20 protein-coding genes and 2 pseudogenes are annotated in these 23,443 nt (G+C 72.2%); 3 read left to right on the top strand and 19 right to left on the bottom strand.

Annotated features, from left to right (window positions below; genetic code table 11):
- Positions 1–7: 7 nt before the first annotated feature.
- The 8 genes from QUE38_RS15110 to infC form a co-directional block, all read right to left on the bottom strand.
- Entirely contained in the window at positions 8–952 is a 945-nt protein-coding gene (locus QUE38_RS15110) for an amino acid ABC transporter permease (RefSeq protein WP_286309125.1), read from the bottom strand.
- Complete coding sequence (locus QUE38_RS15105; protein ID WP_286309124.1) at positions 949–1,596, bottom strand: amino acid ABC transporter permease; 648 nt, start codon at positions 1,594–1,596, stop codon at positions 949–951. The genes QUE38_RS15110 and QUE38_RS15105 overlap by 4 nt, the downstream gene beginning before the upstream one ends.
- A gap of 71 nt (positions 1,597–1,667) precedes the next feature.
- Positions 1,668–2,543 carry a glutamate ABC transporter substrate-binding protein gene (locus tag QUE38_RS15100; protein ID WP_286309123.1) on the bottom strand — a complete coding sequence of 292 codons (876 nt, stop codon included), beginning with the start codon at positions 2,541–2,543 and terminating at the stop codon, positions 1,668–1,670.
- 54 nt (positions 2,544–2,597) lie between these two features.
- The gene (locus QUE38_RS15095; RefSeq protein ID WP_286309121.1) at positions 2,598–3,386 is read right to left on the bottom strand and encodes an amino acid ABC transporter ATP-binding protein; all 789 of its coding nucleotides are present in this window, start codon (positions 3,384–3,386) and stop codon (positions 2,598–2,600) included.
- A 124-nt stretch (positions 3,387–3,510) separates the two neighbouring features.
- Positions 3,511–4,311 carry a TrmH family RNA methyltransferase gene (locus QUE38_RS15090; RefSeq protein ID WP_286309120.1) on the bottom strand — a complete coding sequence of 267 codons (801 nt, stop codon included), beginning with the start codon at positions 4,309–4,311 and terminating at the stop codon, positions 3,511–3,513.
- A 90-nt stretch (positions 4,312–4,401) separates the two neighbouring features.
- Positions 4,402–4,794: a 50S ribosomal protein L20 gene (rplT, locus tag QUE38_RS15085; protein WP_281881745.1), complete on the bottom strand. Its 393-nt coding sequence runs from the start codon at positions 4,792–4,794 to the stop codon at positions 4,402–4,404.
- Between the two features lie 29 nt (positions 4,795–4,823).
- The gene (gene rpmI / locus QUE38_RS15080) at positions 4,824–5,018 is read right to left on the bottom strand and encodes a 50S ribosomal protein L35 (protein WP_281881746.1); all 195 of its coding nucleotides are present in this window, start codon (positions 5,016–5,018) and stop codon (positions 4,824–4,826) included.
- Positions 5,019–5,097: 79 nt separating this feature from the next.
- Positions 5,098–5,709 carry a translation initiation factor IF-3 gene (gene infC, locus QUE38_RS15075; RefSeq protein WP_286309119.1) on the bottom strand — a complete coding sequence of 204 codons (612 nt, stop codon included), beginning with the start codon at positions 5,707–5,709 and terminating at the stop codon, positions 5,098–5,100.
- A gap of 201 nt (positions 5,710–5,910) precedes the next feature.
- On the opposite strand from infC, the gene QUE38_RS15070 reads away from it, so the two are divergent.
- Positions 5,911–6,300 (top strand): DUF1844 domain-containing protein, encoded by a 390-nt coding sequence (locus QUE38_RS15070; protein WP_433996916.1) that lies wholly within the window; start codon positions 5,911–5,913, stop codon positions 6,298–6,300.
- 64 nt (positions 6,301–6,364) lie between these two features.
- On the opposite strand, the gene QUE38_RS15065 is transcribed toward QUE38_RS15070, so the two are convergent.
- The 8 genes and pseudogenes from QUE38_RS15065 to QUE38_RS15030 form a co-directional block, all read right to left on the bottom strand.
- Positions 6,365–7,141 carry a DNA-formamidopyrimidine glycosylase family protein gene (locus QUE38_RS15065; RefSeq protein WP_286309116.1) on the bottom strand — a complete coding sequence of 259 codons (777 nt, stop codon included), beginning with the start codon at positions 7,139–7,141 and terminating at the stop codon, positions 6,365–6,367.
- A gap of 69 nt (positions 7,142–7,210) precedes the next feature.
- A pseudogene (locus QUE38_RS15060) lies at positions 7,211–11,793 on the bottom strand (ATP-dependent helicase).
- Positions 11,794–11,869: 76 nt separating this feature from the next.
- The gene (locus QUE38_RS15055; RefSeq protein WP_286309115.1) at positions 11,870–12,655 is read right to left on the bottom strand and encodes an SseB family protein; all 786 of its coding nucleotides are present in this window, start codon (positions 12,653–12,655) and stop codon (positions 11,870–11,872) included.
- Complete coding sequence (gene priA / locus QUE38_RS15050) at positions 12,639–13,385, bottom strand: bifunctional 1-(5-phosphoribosyl)-5-((5-phosphoribosylamino)methylideneamino)imidazole-4-carboxamide isomerase/phosphoribosylanthranilate isomerase PriA (RefSeq protein WP_286309114.1); 747 nt, start codon at positions 13,383–13,385, stop codon at positions 12,639–12,641. Before priA ends, QUE38_RS15055 begins: the two co-directional genes overlap by 17 nt.
- Before the next feature lie 110 nt (positions 13,386–13,495).
- Entirely contained in the window at positions 13,496–14,131 is a 636-nt protein-coding gene (hisH, locus tag QUE38_RS15045) for an imidazole glycerol phosphate synthase subunit HisH (protein WP_286309112.1), read from the bottom strand.
- A complete protein-coding gene (gene hisB / locus QUE38_RS15040; RefSeq protein ID WP_286309111.1) occupies positions 14,128–14,736 on the bottom strand; it encodes an imidazoleglycerol-phosphate dehydratase HisB in 609 nt (202 codons plus the stop codon). The genes hisH and hisB overlap by 4 nt, the downstream gene beginning before the upstream one ends.
- A gap of 65 nt (positions 14,737–14,801) precedes the next feature.
- Entirely contained in the window at positions 14,802–15,878 is a 1,077-nt protein-coding gene (locus tag QUE38_RS15035; RefSeq protein WP_286309110.1) for a histidinol-phosphate transaminase, read from the bottom strand.
- Between the two features lie 63 nt (positions 15,879–15,941).
- Entirely contained in the window at positions 15,942–16,337 is a 396-nt protein-coding gene (locus tag QUE38_RS15030; protein WP_286309109.1) for a LysM peptidoglycan-binding domain-containing protein, read from the bottom strand.
- A 266-nt stretch (positions 16,338–16,603) separates the two neighbouring features.
- On the opposite strand from QUE38_RS15030, the pseudogene lexA reads away from it, so the two are divergent.
- Positions 16,604–17,303, top strand: a pseudogene (gene lexA / locus QUE38_RS15025) (transcriptional repressor LexA).
- A 367-nt stretch (positions 17,304–17,670) separates the two neighbouring features.
- Here the strand turns inward: lexA and metE are convergent.
- The 3 genes from metE to hflX form a co-directional block, all read right to left on the bottom strand.
- Entirely contained in the window at positions 17,671–20,007 is a 2,337-nt protein-coding gene (metE, locus tag QUE38_RS15020; protein ID WP_286309107.1) for a 5-methyltetrahydropteroyltriglutamate--homocysteine S-methyltransferase, read from the bottom strand.
- The gene (locus QUE38_RS15015) at positions 20,004–20,996 is read right to left on the bottom strand and encodes a methylenetetrahydrofolate reductase (protein WP_286309105.1); all 993 of its coding nucleotides are present in this window, start codon (positions 20,994–20,996) and stop codon (positions 20,004–20,006) included. Before QUE38_RS15015 ends, metE begins: the two co-directional genes overlap by 4 nt.
- Positions 20,997–21,229: 233 nt before the next feature.
- A complete protein-coding gene (hflX, locus tag QUE38_RS15010; protein ID WP_286309104.1) occupies positions 21,230–22,780 on the bottom strand; it encodes a GTPase HflX in 1,551 nt (516 codons plus the stop codon).
- A 41-nt stretch (positions 22,781–22,821) separates the two neighbouring features.
- On the opposite strand from hflX, the gene QUE38_RS15005 reads away from it, so the two are divergent.
- Positions 22,822–23,433, top strand: coding sequence for a class I SAM-dependent methyltransferase (locus QUE38_RS15005; protein ID WP_286309103.1), 612 nt, complete (start codon positions 22,822–22,824; stop codon positions 23,431–23,433).
- Positions 23,434–23,443: the final 10 nt, after the last annotated feature.

Genomic DNA, 23,443 nt, shown 5'->3' with positions numbered 1-23,443 from the left:
CGAACGACTATGTGCTTCCCTGGCCGACCTGGCGGGCCTCGGCGCTCGCCTTCGCGACGAGGAGCGCCTGGTTCGGGTCCTCGGGCGGCTCGGCGCCCTTGTTCCGGCCCCACGTGAAGCCGCCCCCACCGCTCTCGGTGCGACGCGACAGCCAGCGCGCGAACCACGACAGCGCGAGGTTCATGGCGAGGTAGACGACCCACGTCACGACGAACAGGGAGAACAGGTACCGGTTGCCGTAGAAGCTCGCGAGGTTGTTCAGCGTGGTGCGCAGCAGCTCGGTGTAGCCGACGATGTACCCGAGCGAGGTGTCCTTCAGCAGCACCACGAGCTGGGCGACGATGATCGGCAGCATCTGCCGGAACGCCTGCGGGAACTCGACGAGCATCTTCGACTGCAACTGCCGCATGCCGAGGCTGAGCCCCGCTTCGCGCTGTCCCTTGGGCAGCGCGACGAGACCTGCGCGGAGCGCTTCGCCGATGAGCGCGCCGTTGTAGAGGGCGAGCGCCCAGACGACCGCCCAGAACTGGCTGGTCGACGCCGCAAGCAGGATGAACAGCATCATGAGCAGCACGGGCATGCCGCGGAAGAACTCGATGAACACCGCGGTGGGGATGCGGACCCAGCGGCTCTGCGCGCTGCGCATGAGCGAGAGCAGCACGCCGAACACGAGGGCCATCACCGCGGCGACCGCCGCCGCCTGGAGCGTGGCGAGCGTGCCGCGCCAGATGAGCGCCCACACGTCGGGGTCGGCGAAGATGTTCCACCGCTCGGGCGAGAGCATGCTCGGCAGCTCGAGCCCGCCGGGGCCCTCGCGCGGCGCGGCGAGCACCGCGAGGATCCAGCCGATGCCCAAGAGGATCAGCACCCCCGCGACGAGCGACAGGATGAGCGACAGTCGGCGCGCCCGGGGCCCGGGAGCGTCGAACAGCACTGCTGCGCCGCGGCTCATCGCTGCACCACCCACTTCTTCTCGAGCTGGGTGGCCAGGAGTCCCAGCGGCACCGTGATGATCAGGTAGAACGTGGCGACGCCGAGCAGCACCGCCACGACGGCGTCGCCGCGCGCGTTCGCGAGCTCCTTGCCGATGGTGAACAGCTCGGCGACGAAGAACCCGCCCGCGACCGACGTGTTCTTCGTCAGCGCGATGAAGACGTTGATGAGCGGCGGCACCGTCATGCGGAACGCCTGCGGCAGGATGACCATCGACACCGTCTGCCCGAACCCGAGCCCGACGCTGCGGGCCGCCTCGGCCTGGCCGACCGGCACGCCGTTGATGCCCGAGCGCAGCGCCTCCGCGACGAACGGCGACGTGTACACCGAGAGGCCGATCATGGCGGCGATGACGAACGGAAGGGTCGACCCGAGGATCGGCAGCACGATCGCGCAGAAGAAGAGCACGAGCGTGAGCGGGGTGTTGCGCACGATCTCGGTGTAGACGGTGGCGAAGCCGCGGAGGGATGCCACCGGCGAGATGCGCATGGCCGCGATGACCGTGCCGAGCACGAGCGCGGAGACGCCCGACACGCCGAGCAGCAGCAGCGTCACGCTGAACCCGTCGAGGTACCTCGGCAGGTTGTCGAAGACGGCGTCCACGCGGCTCCTCTCGTCGTGTCGGGCGGGGACGACCCGGGCCGGGAACTCACCCGGCCCGGGTCGTCATCGGGTCAGTACCGGTCGACTGCCGGCGGCTCGATGAACGGCAGGATGGTTCCCGCCGTGGCGTTCCACGCCTCCTCGTAGCTGCCGTCGGCGTACGACTCCTCGAGCACGTCGTTGATCCACATGCGGAAGTCGGTGTCGTCGATCGCGAGGCCGATGCCGTAGGGCTCGTCGGTGAACGGCTCGCCGACCACCTTGAACTCGCCCTCGTTCTGGGCCGCGAGGCCCGCGAGGATGACGTTGTCGGTCGACACCGCGACGACCTGGCCCTGGCGCAGCGGCTCGAGGCAGTTCGTGTAGGTGTCGGTGAGCAGCGTCTCGGCGCCGAGCTCGTCGAGGTACGCGGCCGGGGTCGAGCCGGTCACCGAGCAGACGGGCTGCCCGATGAGGTCGTCCTCGGTCGTGATGTCGTCGTTGTCGGCGTTCACGAGGATCGACTGGCCCGCCATGTAGTACGGACCCGCGAAGGAGATGACCTCCTTGCGCTCGTCGTTGATCGTGTAGGTCGCCACGACGATGTCGACGGTGCCGTTCTCGATGAACGGCTCGCGGTTGGCCGAGACCGTCTCGACCCACTCGATGTCGGCCTCGTCGATGCCGAGCTGGCCGGCGATGATCTTGCCGATCTCGACGTCGAATCCGACGGGCGCGTCGGCGGCCGGGTCGAACAGGCCGAACAGCGGCTGGTCGAACTTGGTGCCGATGGTGATGGTGCCGGCCTCGGAGAGCGCCGCCATCGTGGTGCCCTCCTCGAACTCCACCATCGAGTCCGAGTCGGTGGTCTCCCCGTCGCCGGAGTCGTCGCTGCCGCCGGCACAGCCGGCGAGCGCGAGTGCCGCGACCCCCGCTGCGGCGATGAGTGCGAGTCTGCTGCGCTTCATGTCCTCTTCTCCTCCTGTGTGCGTATCTCCCCCGCCGCGCGAAGCGGCCGAGCCTCAGTGTTCCAAGATCTTCGAGAGGAAGTCCTTGGCACGGTCCGACTGCGGGTTGTCGAAGAAGTCACTCGGCGTGGCTTCCTCGACGATCTTCCCGTCGGCCATGAACAGCACCCGGTCGGCCGCGCGCCGGGCGAATCCCATCTCGTGCGTCACGACGATCATCGTCATGCCGTCCTTCGCGAGGCCGACCATCACGTCGAGCACCTCGTTGATCATCTCGGGGTCGAGCGCGCTCGTCGGCTCGTCCATGAGCATGAGCTTCGGGCTCATCGCGAGCGATCGGGCGATGGCCACGCGCTGCTGCTGGCCGCCCGAGAGCTGGGCCGGCATCTTCTTCGCCTGGTTCGCGACGCCGACGCGGTCGAGGAGCTCCATGGCGCGCGCCTCGGCCTCCTTCTTCGACTTCTTCTTGACCCGCATCGGCGCGAGCGTGATGTTCTCGAGCACGGTCTTGTGCGCGAACAGGTTGAACGACTGGAACACCATGCCGACGTCGGCCCGGAGCTTCGCGAGTGCGGCGCCCTCCTCGGGCAGCAGGTCGCCGTCGATCGTGATGGTGCCCGAGTCGATGGTCTCGAGGCGGTTGATGGCACGGCACAGCGTCGACTTGCCCGATCCGGACGGGCCGATGACGACGACGACCTCGCCGCGGTTGACCTGCGTGTTGATGTCGTTCAGCACGTGCAGGTCACCGAAGTGCTTGTTGACCTGGTCGATCACGACGAGGGCTTCTCCGCGACCGACCTGGATGTTGGACGTCGTCGGAGTCGGCGTGGTGGGCTCCATACCCCCAACGTAGGGGACGGCCTCTCCCGCGGTCTGTAGCGGTCGCCCATCGGTTACCGATTCGTAACTCGGGCCGCGCAGACGCCGAGCGACGCTCAGAATCGCCGTGAATCGGGCCTCGAGGTCAGGAACGGTGCGCGAATGCGCTCTCGTAGAGGCAGACGGATGCGGCCGTCGCGAGGTTCATCGACTCGGCATGCCCGTAGATCGGCACCGTGACGGCCCGATCGGCGGCATCGCGGTGCTCGTCGGAGAGTCCGCGCGCCTCGTTGCCGAACAGCCAGGCTGTCGGCGCGTCGAGCACGCCCGCCGTGCGGGCCTCGAGCAGGTCCTCCCCGTCGATGTCGGCGGCCAGCACCTGGAGGCCCGCCGCACGAGCGCGCTGGAGCACGTCCTCCAGGTTCGCGCCGACCGCGACGGGCAGGTGGAAGATCGATCCGGTCGACGAGCGCACGACCTTGGGGTTGTAGAGGTCGACCGTACGACCGCTGAACACGACGGCGTCGGCCCCAGCGGCATCCGCTGCCCTGATGATGGTGCCGGCGTTGCCGGGGTCGCGCACCTCCTCGAGGATCGCGACGAGCCTGGGCCCCGCCGCGAACACGTCCTTCGCGGCGGTCGGGAACTGGTGGCACACGGCGACGAACCCCTGCGGGGTCACCGTGTCGGCCATCGAGTCGAGCACCTCCTCGGTGACGAACTCGACGTCGACACCGGCGTCGACCGCCGTCTGGCCGATGTCGGTGTAGCGCTCCAGCGCCGTCGGGGTCGCGTAGAGCTCCACGAGCAGCTGCGGGCGGTACGTGAGGGCCTCGGCGACCGCCTGGGGCCCTTCGAGCAGGAACAGCCCCGACTCCTGCCGGGCGGGCTTCTTGGCGAGCTTCGCGACGGCGCGCACGCGCGGCGAGCGCGGGTTCTCGAGCATGCGGCCAGTCTAGGGAGCCCCGCAGGCAGACGGCGAACGGCCCGCCCCGGACGAATCCGGGACGGGCCGTTGAACTGCGTGACGCGGTGCCTACGCGGCCGAGTCGGCCTTGGGAGCCGAGGTGTCGGCGGGCAGCGCGGCCTTGGCGGCCTCCACGAGGCCGGCGAAGGTCTCCGGCTCGTGCACGGCGAGGTCGGCGAGGATGCGACGGTCGACCTCGATGCCCGCGAGGCCGAGGCCCTGGATGAAGCGGTTGTAGGTCAGGCCGTTCTGGCGCGACGCGGCGTTGATGCGCTGGATCCACAGGCGGCGGAAGTCGCCCTTGCGCGCACGGCGGTCGTTGTACGAGTAGACCAGCGAGTGCGTGACCTGCTCCTTGGCCTTGCGGTACAGGCGCGAACGCTGCCCGCGGTAGCCCTCGGCGCGCTCGAGGATGACCCGGCGCTTCTTGTGGGCGTTGACGGCCCTCTTGACTCTTGCCATTGCTCTAGTTCCTTACGGGTCTCTTCGGCTCAGCGGCCGAGCAGCTTGTTGATGACCTTGGTGTCGGCCTTGGAGGCCACCTTGTCCTGGTTCAGGCGACGGGTGCGCACGGAGGACTTGCCCTCGAGGTTGTGACGCATCCCGGCCTGCTGCTTCTTGATCTTGCCGCTGCCGGTGACCTTGAAGCGCTTCTTCGACCCGGAGTGGGTCTTCTGCTTGGGCATTCGTTTCTCCTTCGGTTCCCGCCCCGCGAGGGGGCGGAATGGTTCTGGCCCGCACCGGTGGGTGCGAACCGCCTGCGACCTACTCGCCCGCGTCCTCCGACGCGGGGCGCTGCTTGGCCGCAGCACGCTGTGCATTCGCCTCGGCCTTGGCCTCAGACTTGTTCTTCACGGGTGCGATGACCATGGTCATGTTGCGCCCGTCGATCGTGGGGGTGTGCTCGACCGTGCCGAACTCGGCGACGTCCTCCGCGAAGCGCTGCAGCAGGCGGACGCCCATCTCGGGACGCGACTGCTCGCGCCCGCGGAAGAGGATCATCGCCTTGACCTTGTCGCCGGCCTTCAGGAAGCCGACGGCGCGCTTCATCTTGGTCTCGTAGTCGTGCTTGTCGATCTTGAGGCGGAACCGAACCTCCTTGAGGATCGTGTTCGCCTGGTTGCGCCGGGCCTCCTTGGCCTTCTGCGCAGCCTCGTACTTGAACTTGCCGTAGTCCATGATCTTGGCCACGGGCGGCTTCGAGTTCGGTGCGACCTCGACGAGATCGAGGTCGGCCTCCTGCGCGAGTCGCAGGGCAACCTCGATCTTCACGACGCCGACCTGCTCTCCGCCAGGCCCCACGAGGCGGACCTCGGGAACGCGGATACGGTCGTTGGTACGGGGATCGCTGATGCGTGTACTCCTCTGTTCGAGCATTTCCTGCTGCGCCAGGGAGCGGATGCCGCCTGGCGACGAAGGCGGAAATCCACGCACCGCCGCCCGTGACTTCCACGTGCGGCACCTACGGCACCCTGTCTACTTCCCGACCTCGCGGCCGGCAAGCGGAGTGCGATCTACCCGGTAACCTAGTGAGGCGGTCAAGCGCGGGTGGGAGAATCTCCACTTTCGTACCGGGGAATGGCCCCGGAGCCCGCAGAAGTCTACCAGAGGTTCCACGTGTCTCAGAATCCCCAGTCGGATGCCACGATCGACGCCACCCGAGACATCGCGGAGGTTCCCGCGGTCGAGGTGATCACGACCACCGCCGTGCACCTCATGAGCGCCGCCGCGGTCAAGTGCGGACTGGCCGACGACCCCGAGGCCGAGGTCGACCTCGACGAGGCGCGCAAGCTCATCAACGCCCTCGCGGGGCTCATCACGGCCGGCGCCCCGGAGATCAGCGACATGCACGCGCGGAGCCTGCGCGACGGCCTGCGTTCGCTGCAGCTGGCGTTCCGCGAGGCATCCGTCATTCCCGACCCGATCGGGCAGGGCCCCGGCGAGAAGTGGACCGGACCGGTCAACTGACCGCTCGCGGGCTCGCGCAGTGAACAGAGCGGGGCGGATGCCGCGCCGCTGACGCCCGCCGGCCTCACGTCTGGCAGTGCGGGCACCACCAGGTCTCGCGCAGCTCGAGCTCGGTGCGCCCGTGGCGCGCGTGTCGGATCGTCGTGCCGCAGCGCCGGCAGGGCTGGCTGCCGCGGCCGTGCACCCAGAGGCGCTTGCCGGGCCGGGTGTCGCCCGTGGTCGTGCGCGCGACGCGGTCGCGGTTCGCTCGGATGAGCCGTTCGGCGAGCGCGACGGCGCGTTCGAGCTCTACATCGGCGACCGGGCGGCCGGGCGCGAGACCGCGCAGGAAGCAGAGCTCGTTCACGTACACGTTGCCGAGCCCGGCGAGGTTGCGCTGGTCGGCGAGCGCGACGATGATCTCCTGCTCCGGGTGTGCGGCGAGGCGGCGCATGGCCTCGGCGGCATCCCAGTCGTCGCCCAGCAGGTCGGGCCCGAGGTAGGCGAGCCGGTCGGCCTCCTCGTCTGCCGGGAACACCTCGACGATGCCGAGGTCGAAGCCGATCGCGACCGTGTCGGGGGTCGTGATGACGATGCGTGCGCGGTGCGCAGGGTGCGGCCAGCGCTGGCCGGGCCGGAGCACGCGCCACTCCCCGTCCATCTTGAGGTGCGTGTGCACCACCTGGTCGCCGATGCGCATGAGCAGGTGCTTGCCGCGCGCGGCGACGCCGTGCACGGTCTCGCCGGCGAGGTCGACGGTCGCGTAGCGCGGCACGCGCACGTCGGTGCTGGTGACGGATGCCCCGGCCAGCGCCTCGTCGAGCCGGCGCGCAGCGCGCCAGACGGTGTCACCCTCGGGCACGGCGCTCCCCCTCGTGCGCGGCGCGCGCGCCCCGCTCCGCCCGCGACAGGTCAGCCTCGCGCACTGATCTCACCCACGAGCACTGATCCGCAGTCCCCTCGGCGTCGTGCGGAAGCCCGCCTCCTGGAGCGCGTCGCCCGCGGGCGTGCCGAGCACGTAGGCGCCGTTCACGGTCTCGACGCGGAGCCGGTCGACGGCGCCGCGCTGCACGACCGCCGCGAGCGCCGCGGCCGCGCCCCGCAGCACCTCGGCGTCGTCGGTGAAGGCGATGATCGTCTTGCCGCCGCGCTCGACGTACGCGACGAGCGCACCGTCGACGAGGATCACCATCGCACCGGCCTTCCGCCCGGGCCGGTGCCCGTCGACGGGCAGCTCGGGCCACGGCAGCGCCGCCCCGTACGGGTTCGCGGGGTCGGTCGCGGCGAGCACGAGCGTGGGCGCCTCGGGCGCGGTGCGGAGGCGGTCGACGGCGCCGCCGCTGCCGAACTGGGCCGCGCCGAGCCCGTCGATGAAGTAGCCGCGGCGCACGCGTCCCGACTCCTCGAAGCCCGCGAGCGTGCGGTAGGCCAGGGCGAAGCCGCCGAGCACGCCCTCGGCGACGACGGCCCCGCGGGTGACGACGCCGTGCCGATCGAGCAGCGTCTCACCCAGGGCGTGCGCGCGACGGGTCGCGGAGTCGTCGGCGACCGGGAGGATCGACCAGCGGCCGGCGACGTTCGGCGGGCCGGTGCGCAGCGGACTCGCCGGGCGGCCGCTCACCCGGCCTCGGCCGGCGTAGGCACGCGAGCGCGGTGTGGGCCGGGTCGGCGCGTGGCTCGTACGCCCGCCCGCCAGCATCGCCCGCACCGGCGAGAACGTGTCGTTGGTGACGAGTCCCGCCCACGCGAGGTTCCAGATCGCCTCGGCGAGCGCCAGGTCGTCGGTGCTGCCGACCGCATCGGCGAGCTGGCGGAAGAAGTACGCGCCGCCGGTGCCGAGCGTGGCGAGCACCTCCTGCTCGAGCGCCGACGGTTCGGTGTCGACCGGCAGCGGCAGTGAGAGCGGCGCGGTGTCGGCCAGGTGCAGCGTGATCCAGCCGTCGTTGCCGGACATGGCGCCCGCCCCGGCCCAGAGCACCTCGCCGGCCGCGGTCAGCTCGTCGAGCATGGCGGGGCTATAGTGGGCGACGCGGCCCGGCAGCACGAGCGACTCCCACGCGGATGCGGGAAGGCGCGCGCCCTCGAGCTGCTCGACGACCTGCAGCACGCCGTCGACGCCGCGCAGCCGGCCGCCGACGTGTTGCCAGTCGGGCAGGAACCGCGCGAACGCCCGCTGGTCGACGGGTTCGACCTCCTTGCGGAGCGCCGCGAGCGAGCGTCGGCGGAGGCGGCGGAGCACCTCGGCGTCGCACCACTCGGTGCCTGAGCCGTGCGGGCGGAACTCCCCTCCACGACGCGCCGGTCGGCCGCGAGGCGCCGGAGCGCAGCGGTGGCGACCGCCGAGCCGATGCCGAGGCGCTCGGCGACCGCCTGCGCCGTGAACGGCCCGTGCGTGCGCGCGTACCGGCTGACGAGGTCGCCGACCGGGTCGGCGACGGCCTCGGCGAACGCGTCGGGCACCCCGGGCGGGATGGGCACGCCGAGCGCGTCGCGCAGCCGACTCGCGTCCTCGACGACGGCCCAGCGTTGCGCACCGGCGAAGGCGACCTCGGCCACGCGGCGCGCGGCGGCGAGTGCGGCGAGCGCCTCAGGGGCATCCGTCTCGTCATCGACCCGGGCCGCGACCTCGTCGGCCGACAGCGGCCCGAGCTCGCGGAGCAGGTCGGCGACGCCCTCGGCGCCGCGCGCCCGCCGCTCGGGGTCGAGACGCTGCAACTCGGCCTCGGCCTGCGCGATGACCTCGGGGTCGAGCAGCTCGCGCAGCTCGACCGTGCCGAGCAGCTCGGCGAGCATGCCGGTGTCGAGCGAGAGCGCGGCCGCGCGGCGCTCGGCGAGCGGCGAGTCGCCCTCGTACATGAACGCGCCGACGTAGCCGAAGAGCAGGCTCGCGGCGAACGGGCTCGCGGTCTCGGTCTCGGTCTCGACCACGCGGATGCGACGAGCGGCGATGTCCTCGGAGACGGCGCGCAGCGACGGGAGGTCGTAGACGTCCTGCAGGCACTCGCGCACGGTCTCGAGGATGATCGGGAAGTCGCCGTAGTCGCGCGCGACCTCGAGCAGCTGCGAGGCGCGCTGGCGCTGCTGCCAGAGCGGCGACCGCCGGCCGGGGTTGAGGCGCGGCAGCAGCAGGGCGCGCGCCGCGCACTCGCGGAACCTCGAGGCGAACAGGGCCGAGCCGCCGACCTCCTCGGTCACGAGTTCGACGAGCTCGTCGGTCTCGAACACGAACAGGTCGGCCGCGGGCGGGTCGCCGCCCGTGTCGGGCATGCGGATGACGATGCCGTCGTCGCTCGCGACCGCGTTGGCGTCGACCCCGTAGCGCTCGCGGATGCGCGCGCCCACGGCGAGTGCCCACGGCGCGTGCACGGGCGTGCCGAACGGGGCGTGCATGACGACCCGCCAGTCGCCCAGCTCGTCGCGGAAGCGCTCGACCACGATGGTGCGGTCGGTCGGGAGGTGGCGGGTCGCGCGACGCTGCTCGTCGAGGAACGCGACGAGGTTCGTCGTGGCGCGGGCGTCGAGTCCTGCGGCGGCGGCCCGCTCCGAGGCATCCGCCGGGCTCGCATCGGACACCTCGCGCACGAACGCGCCGATCGCCCGACCGAGCTCGGCGGGGCGCCCCAGCCCATCGCCCTTCCAGAACGGCAGCCGCCCGGGCTGCCCGAACGCCGGGGTGACGACCACGCGGTCGTGCGTGATGTCCTGGATGCGCCAGCTCGTCGCGCCGAGCGCGAACACGTCGCCGACGCGCGACTCGTAGACCATCTCCTCGTCGAGCTCGCCGACGCGGCGGTTCGTGCCCTCCTCCCCCGCCATGAACACGCCGAACATGCCGCGGTCGGGGATGGTGCCGCCGCTCGTCACCGCGAGGCGCTGCGCGCCGGGGCGGCCGTTCAGGGTGCCGGCGTCGCGGTCCCAGACGATGCGCGGACGCAGCTCGGCGAACCGGTCGGACGGGTAGCGGCCCGCGAGCAGGTCGAGCGTGGCCTCGTATGCCGAGCGCGGCAGCCCGGCGAACGGTGCGGACCGGCGCACGGTGTCGTACCAGTCGTCGACGTCGAGCGGGTCGAGCGCGCAGGCGGCGATGGTCTGCTGGGCGAGGATGTCGAGCGGATTCGCCGGGATCGCGAGCTCCTCGATCGCGCCGGCGACCATGCGCTCGGTCGCGACCGCGGTGTGCACGAGGTCGGCGCGGTGCTTGGGGTACAGCACGCCGCGCGAGACCTCGCCGACCTGGTGGCCGGCGCGACCCACCCGCTGGAGGCCGCTCGCGACCGACGGCGGCGACTCGACCTGCACGACGAGGTCGACGGCGCCCATGTCGATGCCGAGCTCGAGGCTCGAGGTCGCGACGACGCAGCGGAGGCGGCCGGACTTCAGGTCGTCCTCGATGCCGGCCCGCTCCTCCTTGCTCACCGACCCGTGGTGGGCGCGCGCGAGCAGCGGCTCGGCACCCTTCGTCGCGCCCGACGCGGCGATCATCTCGGCGGGCGGGCGGGTCGGCGGAGGGACGAAGCCGTCGGATGCGGCTGGTCCGGATGCCGCTGCTCCGGATGCCGCTGTGTCGGCCGCTCCCGCCGTCACCAGCGCCGTGCGCTCCGCGTGGATCTCATTCAGGCGCGCGGTGAGTCGCTCGGCGAGCCGGCGCGAGTTCGCGAAGACGATCGACGAGCGGTGCGCCAGCACGTCGTCGACGATCGCCTCCTCGACGTGCGGCCAGATCGTGCCCTGCTCGGCGGCGAGGTCGCCCATGTCCTCGAGCGGCACGACCACGCGCAGGTCGAACTTCTTGCCCGACGGCGGCGCGACGATGCGCACGGGCGCGGTCCCCGCGAGGAAGCGCGCGACCTCGTCGTGCGGGCGCACCGTCGCCGACAGGCCGATGCGCTGCGCCGGGCGCGCGAGCAGCGCGTCGAGCCGCTCGAGGCTCACCGCGAGGTGCGCGCCGCGCTTGGTGCCCGCCATCGCGTGGATCTCGTCGACGATCACGGTGTCGACGTCGCGCAGCGACTCGCGCGCGTTCGAGGTGAGCAGCAGGAACAGCGACTCGGGCGTCGTGATGAGGATCTCGGGCGGGGTGCGCACGAGCAGGCGCCGCTCGGCGGGGGTCGTGTCGCCCGAGCGCACGCCGACCGTGATGTCGGGTGCGGCGACGCCGAGGCGCTCCGAGGTGCGGGCGATGCCCACGAGCGGCGCGCGCAGGTTGCGCTCGACGTCGACGCCGAGCGCCTTGAGCGGGGAGACGTAGAGCACGCGGGTGCCGCGAGGCGCAGGCGGAGGGGCATCCGCTTCGCCCTCGCCCTCGACCGCCTCGCCGTGGCCGCGCACCAGCCGGTCGATCGCCCAGAGGAAGGCGGCGAGGGTCTTGCCCGAGCCGGTCGGCGCGACGATGAGCGAGTGCTCGCCCTGCGAGATCGCGTCCCACGCGCCGGCCTGGGCGTCGGTGGGCGCGCGGAAGGACTCGGTGAACCACGCGCGCGTGGCTTCCGAGAATCGATCGAGCACGGAGCCCACGCGTCCATTCAAGCCGATGCCACCGACATGCCGGTCGGATGCTCCGGAGTCGGCGCGCGGTCCGGCCGAACGCGCGTCAGGCGTCGGCCGTGACGAGCCGCACGGTCAGGCTGTCGACCCGCGTCGCGATGTCGTCGTCGGCGGCCCAGCGCTGCGCGAGCCGCTGCAGCACGGCGTCGAGCTCGGCCCGCTCGAGTCCGGCGAGCAGTTCGAGGCGCACGACCACCTCGGGGCCCGCGAGGCGCGCACCGGGGTCGCCCGGTTCGAGCGTCGTGGCGACGGCCGCCAACTCGCTCGCGATCGACCGCGCGAAGGCGTCGCGCACGTCGTCGTCCTCGAACGCGGGGCGCCACGGCTGCGACTGCGCGACGGCCCACAGTGCGGGGCGGCGCAGCACGAACTCGCCCGCACTGCCGGGGTCGAGCACGACGAGCTCGGTGTCCTCGCTCGCGGCGGCGAGCGCTACCCGCACGCCGTCGGCCGGCACCGGACGCGCCTGCGGGTTCCAGGCCGACATCGCGGCGACCGAGCCGAACACGGGCAGCACGTTGCGGCCGTCGGGCCCGGCGACCGTGACGATCGCGAGCTCCTGGCTCTTCTCGACCGCGAGACCGTGCGCGCCGACCTCGGTGCCGCCGTCGCCGAGCTGCGCGACGAGCGGGATCAGCAGGCGCGCGTCGCGGAACGCGTCGACGACCTCGGCCTGTCCCACCTCGTCCGCCCGGAACCGGCGGATCGCCTCGGCGAGGCGCTCGGGCATCGTGCCGTCATCGGCCGCGTGGGCGTTCGGGGTGAACGAGCGGCCCGCCCACGGCTGGCCGGCCGAGTCGGCCGGCCCGTCAGGCTCAGTGGCCGGCGACATCCAGCGCCTCGGCGAGCGTGAACGCGCCCGAGTAGAGCGCCTTGCCCACGATCGTGCCCTCGAGGCCGTGCGGCACGAGTTCGCGGAGCGCCGCCAGGTCGTCGAGGCTCGAGATGCCGCCCGAGGCGATGACGGGGCGACGCGTGCGCTCCATGACCTGGCGCAGCAGGTCGACGTTCGGGCCCTGCAGCGTGCCGTCCTTGGTGACGTCGGTGACGACGTAGCGCGCGCAGCCGGCCTCCTCGAGGCGGTCCATGACCTGCCAGAGGTCGCCGCCCTCCTTGGTCCAGCCGCGTGCCGCGAGCGTGGTGCCGCGCACGTCGAGCCCGACCGCGACGGCCTCGCCGTACTGTGCGATGACCGACGCCGCCCACTCGGGGTTCTCGAGTGCCGCGGTGCCGAGGTTGATGCGCTTGGCGCCGATCTCGAGCGCCTTCTCGAGCGACGCGTCGTCGCGGATGCCGCCCGACAGCTCGATGTTCACGCCGCGCACCTGGCGGATGACCTTCTTCAGGATGCCGGTGTTGCTGCCGCGGCCGAACGCCGCGTCCAGGTCGACCAGGTGGATCCACTCGGCACCCTGCCGGGCCCAGTCCTCGGCCGCATCGATCGGGTCGCCGTAGTTGGTCTCGGTCCCCGCCTCGCCCTGGGTCAGGCGTACCGCCTTGCCGCCGGCGACGTCCACCGCCGGAAGCAGCACAAGACGCGGGGTCCTGTTGAACTCGCTCATCACTGTCCTCGAATCATGGTCATCCTGGTCGGAGACCGGCACAGTCACAGCATCCTACTCGCGTGCGACACGCCGAACGCACACGTGACGACGGCGCCGGTCGGAGCCGCTCAGCCCAGCGTGCCGAGCCAGTTCGACAGCAGGCGGATGCCCGCGTCGGCCGACTTCTCCGGGTGGAACTGCGTCGCTGTGAGCGGCCCGTTCTCGACCGCCGCGAGGAACGGCGCGCCGTGCTCCGACCACGTCACGAGCGGCTGCGGGAACGGCGGCTGCACGTCGAGCGTCCACTCCATCGCCGCGTACGAGTGCACGAAGTAGAACCGCTCGTCGTGGAGCCCCTCGAACAGCACCGAGTCGTCGGGCGCGTCGATCGTGTTCCAGCCCATGTGGGGCAGCACGGATGCCGGGAGCTCGGCGACCGTACCCGGCCACTCGCCGAGCCCCTCGGTGTCGACGCCGCGCTCGATGCCGTGCTCGAACAGCACCTGCATGCCCACGCAGATGCCCATCACCGGGCGGCCGCCCGCGAGGCGCCGATCGATGATCTCGTCGCCGCGCACGCCCTTCAGCGCTTCCATGACCGCGCTGAACGCGCCGACACCCGGCACGAGCAGGCCGTCGGCCTCCATCGCGGCGGAGCGGTCGGCCGTGAGCTCGACGTCGGCCCCGGCGCGCTCGAGCGCCTTGACCGCCGAGTGCACGTTGCCGGTGCCGTAGTCGAGCACGACCACGCTCGGTCGGCTCACAGCGCACCCTTCGTCGACGGGATGCCCGTCACGAGCGGGTCGAGCGCCTTCGCCTGGCGGAACGCGCGCGCGAACGCCTTGAACTCGGCCTCGGCGATGTGGTGCGGGTCGCGGCCCGCGCGCACGTCGACGTGCACGGTCATGGCGGAGTGGAAGGTGATCGCCTCGAAGACGTGACGCACCATCGACCCGGTGAAGTGGCCGCCGATGAGGTGGAGCTCGAAGCCGGCGGGCTCTCCCGTGTGCACGAGGTAGGGGCGCCCCGAAATGTCGACGACCGCCTGCGCGAGCGCCTCGTCGAGCGGCACGAGCGCGTCGCCGTAGCGCGAGATGCCGCGCTTGTCGCCGAGCGCCTGCTTGATGGCCGTGCCGAGGACGATGCCGACGTCCTCAACGGTGTGGTGCACGTCGATCTCGATGTCGCCGCTCGCGCGCACGCGCAGGTCGGTCAGCGAGTGCTTCGCGAACGCGGTGAGCAGGTGGTCGTAGAACGGCACCGAGGTCTCGATGTCGCTCTCCCCGGTGCCGTCGAGGTCGAGCGAGAGGTCGATGCTCGACTCGCTCGTCTCGCGCTGCACGCGGGCGGTCCGTGCGGGGGTGCTCATGCGGCCATCCTATTGCGGGGGTTGCGGGCGGTTCACGGGGCGCAGGCGGGCGGATGCCCCTGAGCTCAGCGACCGACGGCGGCGATCGCCTCGAGGAACGCCGTGGTCTCGGTCTCCGTGCCGGCGCTCACTCGGAGCGTGCCCGGGATGCCGACGTCGCGCACGAGCACGCCGCGGTCGCGGAGCGCCGCCCAGGTCGCCTGCGGATCGTCGACGCCCGCGAAGAGCACGAAGTTGCTCCACGAGCGGTACGGGCGGTAGCCGAGCGCGGCGAGCTCGGCGGAAATGCGGTCGCGCTGGCCGCGGATGTCGTCGACCATCGCGAGCATCTCGGGCGCGTGCTCGACGGCGCCGATCGCGGCCGCCTGGGTGAGTGCGGAGAGGTGGTACGGCAGGCGCACGAGCCGGATCGCGTCGATCACGGCAGGGTCGGCCGCGAGATAGCCGACGCGGGCGCCGGCGAACGCGAACGCCTTGCTCATGGTGCGGGAGACGATGAGGCGCGGCCGGCCCTCGAGCAGCGACAGTGCGCCGGTCGAGCCGGGCGGGGCGAACTCGGCATAGGCCTCGTCGACGACCACCATGCCGCGTGCGGCATCGGCCACCGCCTGCACGGTCTCGAGCGGGATCGGGGTGCCGGTGGGGTTGTTCGGCGAGCAGAGGATCACGATGTCGGGGTCGTGTTCCTCGACCGCGCGCACGGCCGTCTCGGGCGAGAGCTCGAAGTCGGCGTCGCGCTCGGCGCCGATCCACTCCACGCCGACGCCCGACGAGAGCAGCGGGTACATGGAATACGTGGGCGTGAACCCGAGTGCGGTGCGGCCGAAGCCGCCGAACGCCTGCAGCACCTGCTGGAGCACCTCGTTCGAGCCGTTCGCGGCCCAGAGCTGATCGGCCGAGAGCCCGTGGCCGAGGTAGCCCGCGAGTGCCTCGCGCAGCGCGGTGAACTCGCGGTCGGGGTACCGGTTGAGGCTCAGGAGCGCCTGCGCGATGCGGGCGATGATGTCGTGCGCGACGTCCTCGGGAATGGGGTGCGTGTTCTCGTTGACGTTCAGCGCGACCGGCACGTGCAGCTGCGGTGCGCCGTAGGGGATCTTGCCGCGGAGGTCGTCTCGGATCGGCAGGTCGTCGAGGGTCGTCACGCACTCATGCTACTGAGCGCGACGGGCGTGTTTCGGCAGTCTGCGACGGAGCGACGGCCCTGCTCAGCGGCCGGCCGGCAGCGCGAGCTGCTGACCCGGCACGAGCTCGGCCGACGTCAGTCCGTTGAGACTCAGGATGTCGGCGATGACCTCGCGCGGGTCGGCCTGCGGGGCGATCGACTCGGCGATGGACCAGAGCGACTGGCCGTGCTCGACCGTGATGACCTGGAGCGGCTCGGCCGCCTCGTCGCCCGCGACCGCCGGCGATGCGGCCAGCGGGAGCAGCAGGGCGAACGCCAGCACCACCAGTACACCGAGCGTGCCGAACACGAGTCGGCCCCGCCGCGTGAGGCGCAGGCGCGTGCGCACCCGGTCGTCGCCTGCGGAGGCATCCGTCGCCTGCCCTGTCGTCGTGCGCGGCGAACCGAAGACCGTGCCGCTGTGGATTGCCATCGTCATCTCGCACCTCCCTGGTCGAGCTCCGCGTCGGCCTTCGGCCGGGAAGGCCGGCGCGAAGCTCTGTTCCGAATATACCTTCGATACTTCGAACACTCAACCCTTCGGCCGAGGCGATTCGCCCGAGTTTCCGCGCGACACGCTCGAACATATGTTTGCCCGCACCCGGCGCGCCGGATACAGTTTCGAGTGTCTGGCGACAGTCGATCAGCACCCACCGACATTCGATCGGCCGGCCCCGGCAGACGCACCTGTGGAGGGCGAGAGACGTGGACACCGAGAACGGAACCGAACGCCGGGCGACCCGGCGACGCAAGAGCCTCAGCGCGAAGCAGCTGCAGATCCTCGACGTGATCCAGCGGTCGGTGTCGACCCGCGGGTATCCGCCGAGCATGCGCGAGATCGGCGACGCGGTCGGGCTCTCCTCGCTGTCGAGCGTCGCCCACCAGCTGAGCCAGCTCGAGCTGAGCGGCTACCTGCGCCGCGACCCGAACCGTCCGCGCGCGCTCGAGGTGCTCATCGAGACGCCGTCGCAGACCGAGTCCGCCGACGAGACCGGCTCGGCCGGCGCGTCGGGCGCGCCCGCCCCGGTCGGAGACGCCGCCATGGTGCCGATGGTCGGCCGCATCGCCGCGGGCGTGCCGATCACCGCCGACCAGCAGATCGAGGAGGTGTTCCCGCCCCCGCCAGCTCGTGGGCAAGGGCGAGCTGTTCATCCTCAAGGTCGTGGGCGACTCCATGATCGACGCGGCGATCTGCGACGGCGACTGGGTCGTCGTGCGTCGCCAGCAGGAGGCCGAGAACGGCGAGATCGTCGCCGCGATGCTCGACGGCGAGGCGACCGTGAAGGTCTTCCGGCAGCGCGACGGCCACACCTGGCTGCTCCCCCGCAACAGCGCGTTCGAGCCGATCATCGGCGACTACGCCGAGGTGCTCGGCAAGGTCGTCGCGGTGCTCCGCACCGTCTGAGCGTTTCGCGCGCTGCTCGGCGTGCGAAACGTAGGACTCGTTGCGCGACACGCCGCTGGCGGGGTGCCCCGCCCCGCGAATCTCCTACATTTCGCACGCGGGGTGGCACGACGCCGGGAAGCACGGCCCGCGCGGCCGGCACGGGCCGTGCGAAGCGTAGGACCCGTTCCACGACACGCCGCTACACGGGCGTCCCGATAAGCGAATCTCCTACGTTTCGCACGTGGCGGGTCGGCGCGGGCTCACGCCGCGCGGGGCGTCGGATGCGAAGGCCCACGCGGGGCGGATCCGCGGGCCCTCGCACGGCAGGGCGACGGATGCCCCGGGGCGGCGTGCGCAGGGGCGCGCGCAGCCCCGAGGCATCCGCTCAGGCCTGCACCGCAGCGCGGGCGCGCACCTCGCGGGTCGCGTCGATGATGTTGCGCAGCGACGCGACGGTCTCGTCGTAGCCGCGGGTCTTCAGGCCGCAGTCGGGGTTCACCCAGACCTGGCGGAGCGGCAGGGCACCGGCCGCGCGCTCGAGCAGCTGCGTGACCTCGGCGACGCTCGGCACGCGCGGCGAGTGGATGTCGTACACGCCCGGGCCGACGCCGTGGTCGAAGCCGCTCGTGCGCAGGTCGTCGACGACCTCCATGCGGCTGCGCGCCGCCTCGATGCTCGTCACGTCGGCGTCGAGCGCGCGGATCGCGTCGATCACCACGCCGAACTCCGAGTAGCAGAGGTGCGTGTGCACCTGCGTGGCCGTCGCCGCGCCGCCGGTCGCGAGCCTGAACGCGCCCACCGACCAGTCGAGGTACGCGGGCTGGTCGGCGCGCTTCAGCGGCAGCAGCTCGCGCAGGGCCGGCTCGTCGACCTGGATGATGCGGATGCCCGCGGTCTCGAGGTCGGCGATCTCGTCGCGCAGCGCGAGCGCGACCTGGTTCGCGGTGTCGCCGAGCGGCTGGTCGTCGCGCACGAACGACCAGGCGAGGATCGTCACCGGGCCGGTCAGCATGCCCTTGACGGGCTTGTCCGAGAGCGACTGCGCGTACTGCGACCACGCGACGGTCATCGGCTCGGGGCGCGACACGTCGCCCCAGAGGATCGACGGGCGCGTGCAGCGGCTGCCGTACGACTGCACCCAGCCGTTCTCGGTGACGGCGAAGCCGTCGAGGAGCTCGGCGAAGTACTGCACCATGTCGTTGCGCTCGGGCTCGCCGTGGACGAGCACGTCGAGGCCGATCTCCTCCTGGAGGCGGATGACCCGCTCGATCTCCTCGCGCATGAGCGACTCGTACCCGGCGTCGTCGAGCTCGCCGCGGCCGTGCCGGGCGCGTGCGCGGCGGATGTCGCCGGTCTGCGGGAACGACCCGATCGTCGTCGTCGGCAGCACCGGCAGGCCGAGCCCCGCCTGCGCGGCGACGCGCTCGTCGTAGTCGGCGCGGGTGCCGGCGCCGGCGTCGAGGCCCGCGAGGCGGTCGCGCACCGCACCGTCGCGCACGCCGGGCGCACCGAGGCGGTCGGCCAGCGCCTCGGTCGCGGCCGCGAGGTCGCCGGCGACCGCATCCGCTCCCCCGGCGAGCCCGCGGGCGAGCACGGCGACCTGTGCGACCTTCTGGTCGGCGAACGCGAGCCACGAGCGCAGGCGCGCGTCGAGCGACGGCTCGTCGTCGACGTCGTGCGGCACGTGCAGCAGCGAGGTCGAGGTCGACACGGCGAGGTCGGCGCCGAGGCCGCGCAGGCCCTCGGCCGCGGCCAGCGCGCCGGCGAGGTCGCCGCGCCACACGTTGTGCCCGTCGATCACGCCCGCGACGATCGTCTTGGTCGCGAGGCCCGCGCGGGTGGCCTCGTCGACGCCGACCGGAGCCGTGCCACGCACGAGGTCGAGCCCGATCGCCTCGACCGGGCTCGCGGCGAGCACGGGCAGGGCGGCGTCGAGCGCACCGTAGGGCGCCGCGACGAAGATCGAGGGGCGGGCGGATGCCCCGCCGAGCACGTCGTATGCGCGCGCGAGCGCGGCACGGGCATCGGCCGGGTCGACGTCGATGCTCTCCGACACGAGCGCGGGCTCGTCGAGCTGCACCCACTCGGCGCCCGCGTCGGCGAGCCGGGCGAGGAGCTCGACGTACACCGGGAGCAGGTCGTCGAGGCGGTCGAGCGGGCGGAACGAGGCATCCGACCCGTCTGCAGCCTTGCTGAGCAGCAGCAGCGTCACGGGTCCGACGACGACCGGGCGGGTGACGAGGGCCGCCGCGCGCGCCTCGGCGACCTCGCGCACGATGCGGTCGTCGGCGAGGCGGAAGGCGGTGTCGGCCGCGATCTCGGGCACGAGGTAGTGGTAGTTCGAGTCGAACCACTTGGTCATCTCGAGCGGCGCCTTGTCGCCCTCGCCGCGCGCGATCGTGAAGTAGGCGTCGAGGCCGACGCGGCCCGAGTCGCCTGCGAGGTCGGCGAAGCGCTCGGGAATCGCGCCGACGGCGACCGCGGCGTCGAGCACCTGGTCGTAGTACGAGAACGACTCGGGAATGGCCGAGTCGTCGGCGCCGAGGCCGAGCTCCTGCAACCGCGACCGGGTCGCGGCGCGCAGCTCGGCGGCGGTGTGCTCGAGCTCCGCCTCGTCGATGCGGCCCGCCCAGAAGGACTCCACCGCGCGCTTGAGCTCGCGGCGGCGCCCGATGCGCGGATAGCCGAGGATGGTGCCGGACGGGAACGTGTTGCTGGTCATGCGTGCTCCGTGAGTGACGTGGGCCGGGCGGCCCGGGGCGGGAAGAGGTCGAGCTCGGCGAGCACGCCGAGCACGGCCTCGTGGCGGTTGAAGGTGTAGAGGTGCAGGCCGGGGGCGCCGCCGTCGATCACGGCGCGCGCGAGGTCGGTCGCGAAGCGCATGCCGATCTCGCGCTGCGCCGCCTCGTCGGGCTCGATCTCGAGCGCGATCGCGAGGTCGTCGGGCGCGGGCACGCCGGTCAGCTCGGTGAGCCGCGCGAGTCGCTTCGGCGAGACCACCGGCATGATGCCGGGCAGGATCGGGATGGTCACGCCGCCCTCGCGCGCGAGGTCGACGAAGCGGAGGTAGTCGTCGGCGTGCCAGAACAGCTGGGTGATCGCGAGGTTCGCGCCGGCGACCTCCTTGGCGAGCAGCGCGTCGACGTCCTGTCGGCGATTGGCCGAGCGCGGATGCCCCGTGGGGAACGTGGCGACCGCGACGCGCTCGGGCCGCGGGCGGTCCTCGATGCGCCGCGCCTTCGGCGCCCCAGGGACGCCGAGCTGCGCGAACGGCTCGCGCTCCTGCTGCACCCGGTGGATGAGCTGCACGAGCTCGGCCGACGAGCCGAGGTCGCCGAGGCCGTCGCCGTCGGAGTCCTTCGGCGGGTCGCCGCGCAGCGCGAGGAAGCTCGTGATGCCCGCGTCGAGGAACTCGCGCACGAGGTGGTTCGCCTCCTCGTGCGACGAGCCGACGCAGGTCAGATGCGCCATCGGCTCGACCTCGGTCTGGTCGAGGATGTACCGCAGCACCGTGAGCGACCGGTCGTGCGTCGAGCCGCCCGCGCCGAACGTCACCGAGATGAACGCGGGGTCGGCCTCGGCGAGCTTGTCGATGGTGCGACCGAGGGCGATGGCCGCGGCATCCGACCGGGGCGGGAACAGCTCGAACGACACGGGAACGCGCCGCACGGCGAGGTCGTCGTGCGCTCGGGTTCGGCCGGTCTCGGACATCGGGTCCCCATCGTCTCGGGGCGACGGGCGCACGGCAGGCCGCGGACCCGACGCGTGGTCGGTGTCGCGGGCGGGTGCCGGGCTCGGCGGTCGCTCCACGCGGCGGGCCGGGCCCGTCGCAACGATCGATCACGACGATACGCCGGTCGCCCGGCGCCGTCAGCCCCGTGACCGAATGTGACGTGCGAGGGTCTGCGGCGATCGGCGGCCCGCAGGCGGGGCGGGCTCCGGGGCTATTCGGCGACGGATGCCGCGGGGCGCACCGAGTACTCGGCGAGCTGCGCGGCGAGCTCGGGGTTCGCGAGCGCGCGCACGTGCGTGCCCTCGTCGCGGTAGTCGACCTCGAGCACGCGGCCGGCCTCGTGCAGCGTCGAGACGATGTCGCCGCGGTCGTACGGCACCAGCAGGTCGACCTCGACCGAGGGGTCGGGGATGCGCGCGGCGATGACCTCGAGCAGCTCGGGGATGCCCGCACCCGTGCGCGCCGACGCGAAGACCGCGTCGGGCTCGAGGCCGCGGAGCACCAGGCGCTCCTCGTCGTCGATGAGGTCGGACTTGTTGAAGACCACGAGCTCGGGGATGTCTCGTGCGCCGAGCTCGCCGATGACGTCGCGCACCGTGGCGAGCTGGCTCGCCGGATCGGGGTGCGACGCGTCGACGACGTGCACGATCAGGTCGGAGTCGCCGACCTCCTCGAGCGTCGATCGGAACGCCTCGACGAGCTGGTGCGGCAGGTTGCGCACGAAGCCGACCGTGTCGGCGATCGTGTACAGGCGGCCGTCGGGGGTCTGGTTGCGGCGCACGGTCGCGTCGAGGGTCGCGAACAGGGCATTCTCGACGAGCACGCCCGCGCCCGTGATGCGGTTGACGAGGCTCGACTTGCCGGCGTTGGTGTACCCGGCGATCGCGACCGACGGCACCGCGTTGCGGCGGCGGTTCGCGCGCTTGGCCTCGCGGGCCGGCTTCATCGCCGCGATCTGCTTGCGCAGGCGGGACATGCGGGTGTGGATGCGGCGGCGGTCGAGCTCGATCTTCGTCTCACCGGGTCCGCGGGAGCCCATGCCGGCGCCCGCGCCGCCCACCTGGCCACCGGCCTGGCGGGACATCGACTCACCCCAGCCGCGCAGGCGCGGGAGCAGGTACTCGAGCTGCGCGAGCTCGACCTGCGCCTTGCCCTCGCGGCTCTTGGCGTGCTGGCTGAAGATGTCGAGGATCACGGCCGTGCGGTCGATGACCTTGACCTTCACCACGTCCTCCAGCGCACGACGCTGGCTCGGTGCGAGCTCGGTGTCGGCGATGACGGTGTCGGCGCCGAGGGACCGCACGATCATGCGCAGCTCCTCTGCCTTGCCGCGACCGAGGTAGGTGGAGGGATCGGGGTGCGGACGGCGCTGGAGCAGGCCGTCGAGCACGCGCGCGCCGGCGGTCTCGGCGAGTGCGGAGAGCTCGCGCAGCGAGTTCTCCGCGTCGCGCAGCCCACCCTGCGGGTGCACGCCGATGAGCACCACGTTCTCGAGGCGCAGCTGCCGGTACTCGACCTCGGTGACGTCCTCGAGCTCGGTCGAGAGGCCGACGACGCGGCGGAGCGCGGCGCGGTCCTCACGGTCGAACTGGTCGCCGTCGTAGGCGTCGCCGCCCGAGGCATCCGTCGCCGTCTCATGCGCCTGGAGCGCCCCGGCGCGACCGTCGAACAGGCTGAATCCGCGCGCGTGCGAATCGCCGTGGGCGAGCACCCGCTCCACGGCGTCGTCGTCGGCGGTCAGCCGTTCCTCGGTACGATCCATCCCGTTAACCCTAGTTCCTCGCTCTGCGCTACGTTCCCTCTATGGCGTCGGACCACTACTTCTCGTCGCAGCCCGCCAGCTCCGGCGCCCTCCGGCCCCTCCAGGTGCGACTCGCCGGTCGCGAGGTCACGCTGACCACCGCATCCGGCATCTTCAGCCCCGATCGCATCGACCAGGGCACCCGGGTGCTGCTGGCCAACGCGCCCGAGCCGCCGCCCGGCGGGGCGCTGCTCGACATCGGCTGCGGCTGGGGGCCGATCGCGCTGACGCTCGGCCTCGAGTCGCCCCACGCCGACGTCTGGGCGGTCGACGTGAACGAGCGGGCCCTCGACCTCGTGCGCCGCAACGCCGCCGCACTCGGCCTGCCTCAGGTCAACGCCGCACTGCCCGACGATGTTCCCGAGGGGCTCCAGTTCCGCAGCATCTGGTCGAACCCGCCGATCCGCATCGGCAAGCAGGAGCTGCACGCGCTGCTGCTGCGCTGGCTGCCGCGCCTCGAGCCGGGCGGCGACGCCTGGCTCGTCGTGCAGCGCAACCTCGGCTCGGACTCACTGCAACGCTGGCTGCAGGGCGAACTGCCCGACGACTTCGACGTGACGCGCGAGACGATCAGCAAGGGGTTCCGGGTGCTGCGGGTGCGCCGGGCCGGCTGAGGCCCGCGCG

The sequence above is a fragment of the Agromyces mangrovi genome (genome assembly GCF_030296695.1).
Classification (GTDB): Bacteria; Actinomycetota; Actinomycetes; order Actinomycetales; family Microbacteriaceae; genus Agromyces; species Agromyces mangrovi.
Note: the sequence above shows the minus strand (reverse complement) of the source record. Positions and strands in the feature narration are given on the sequence as shown.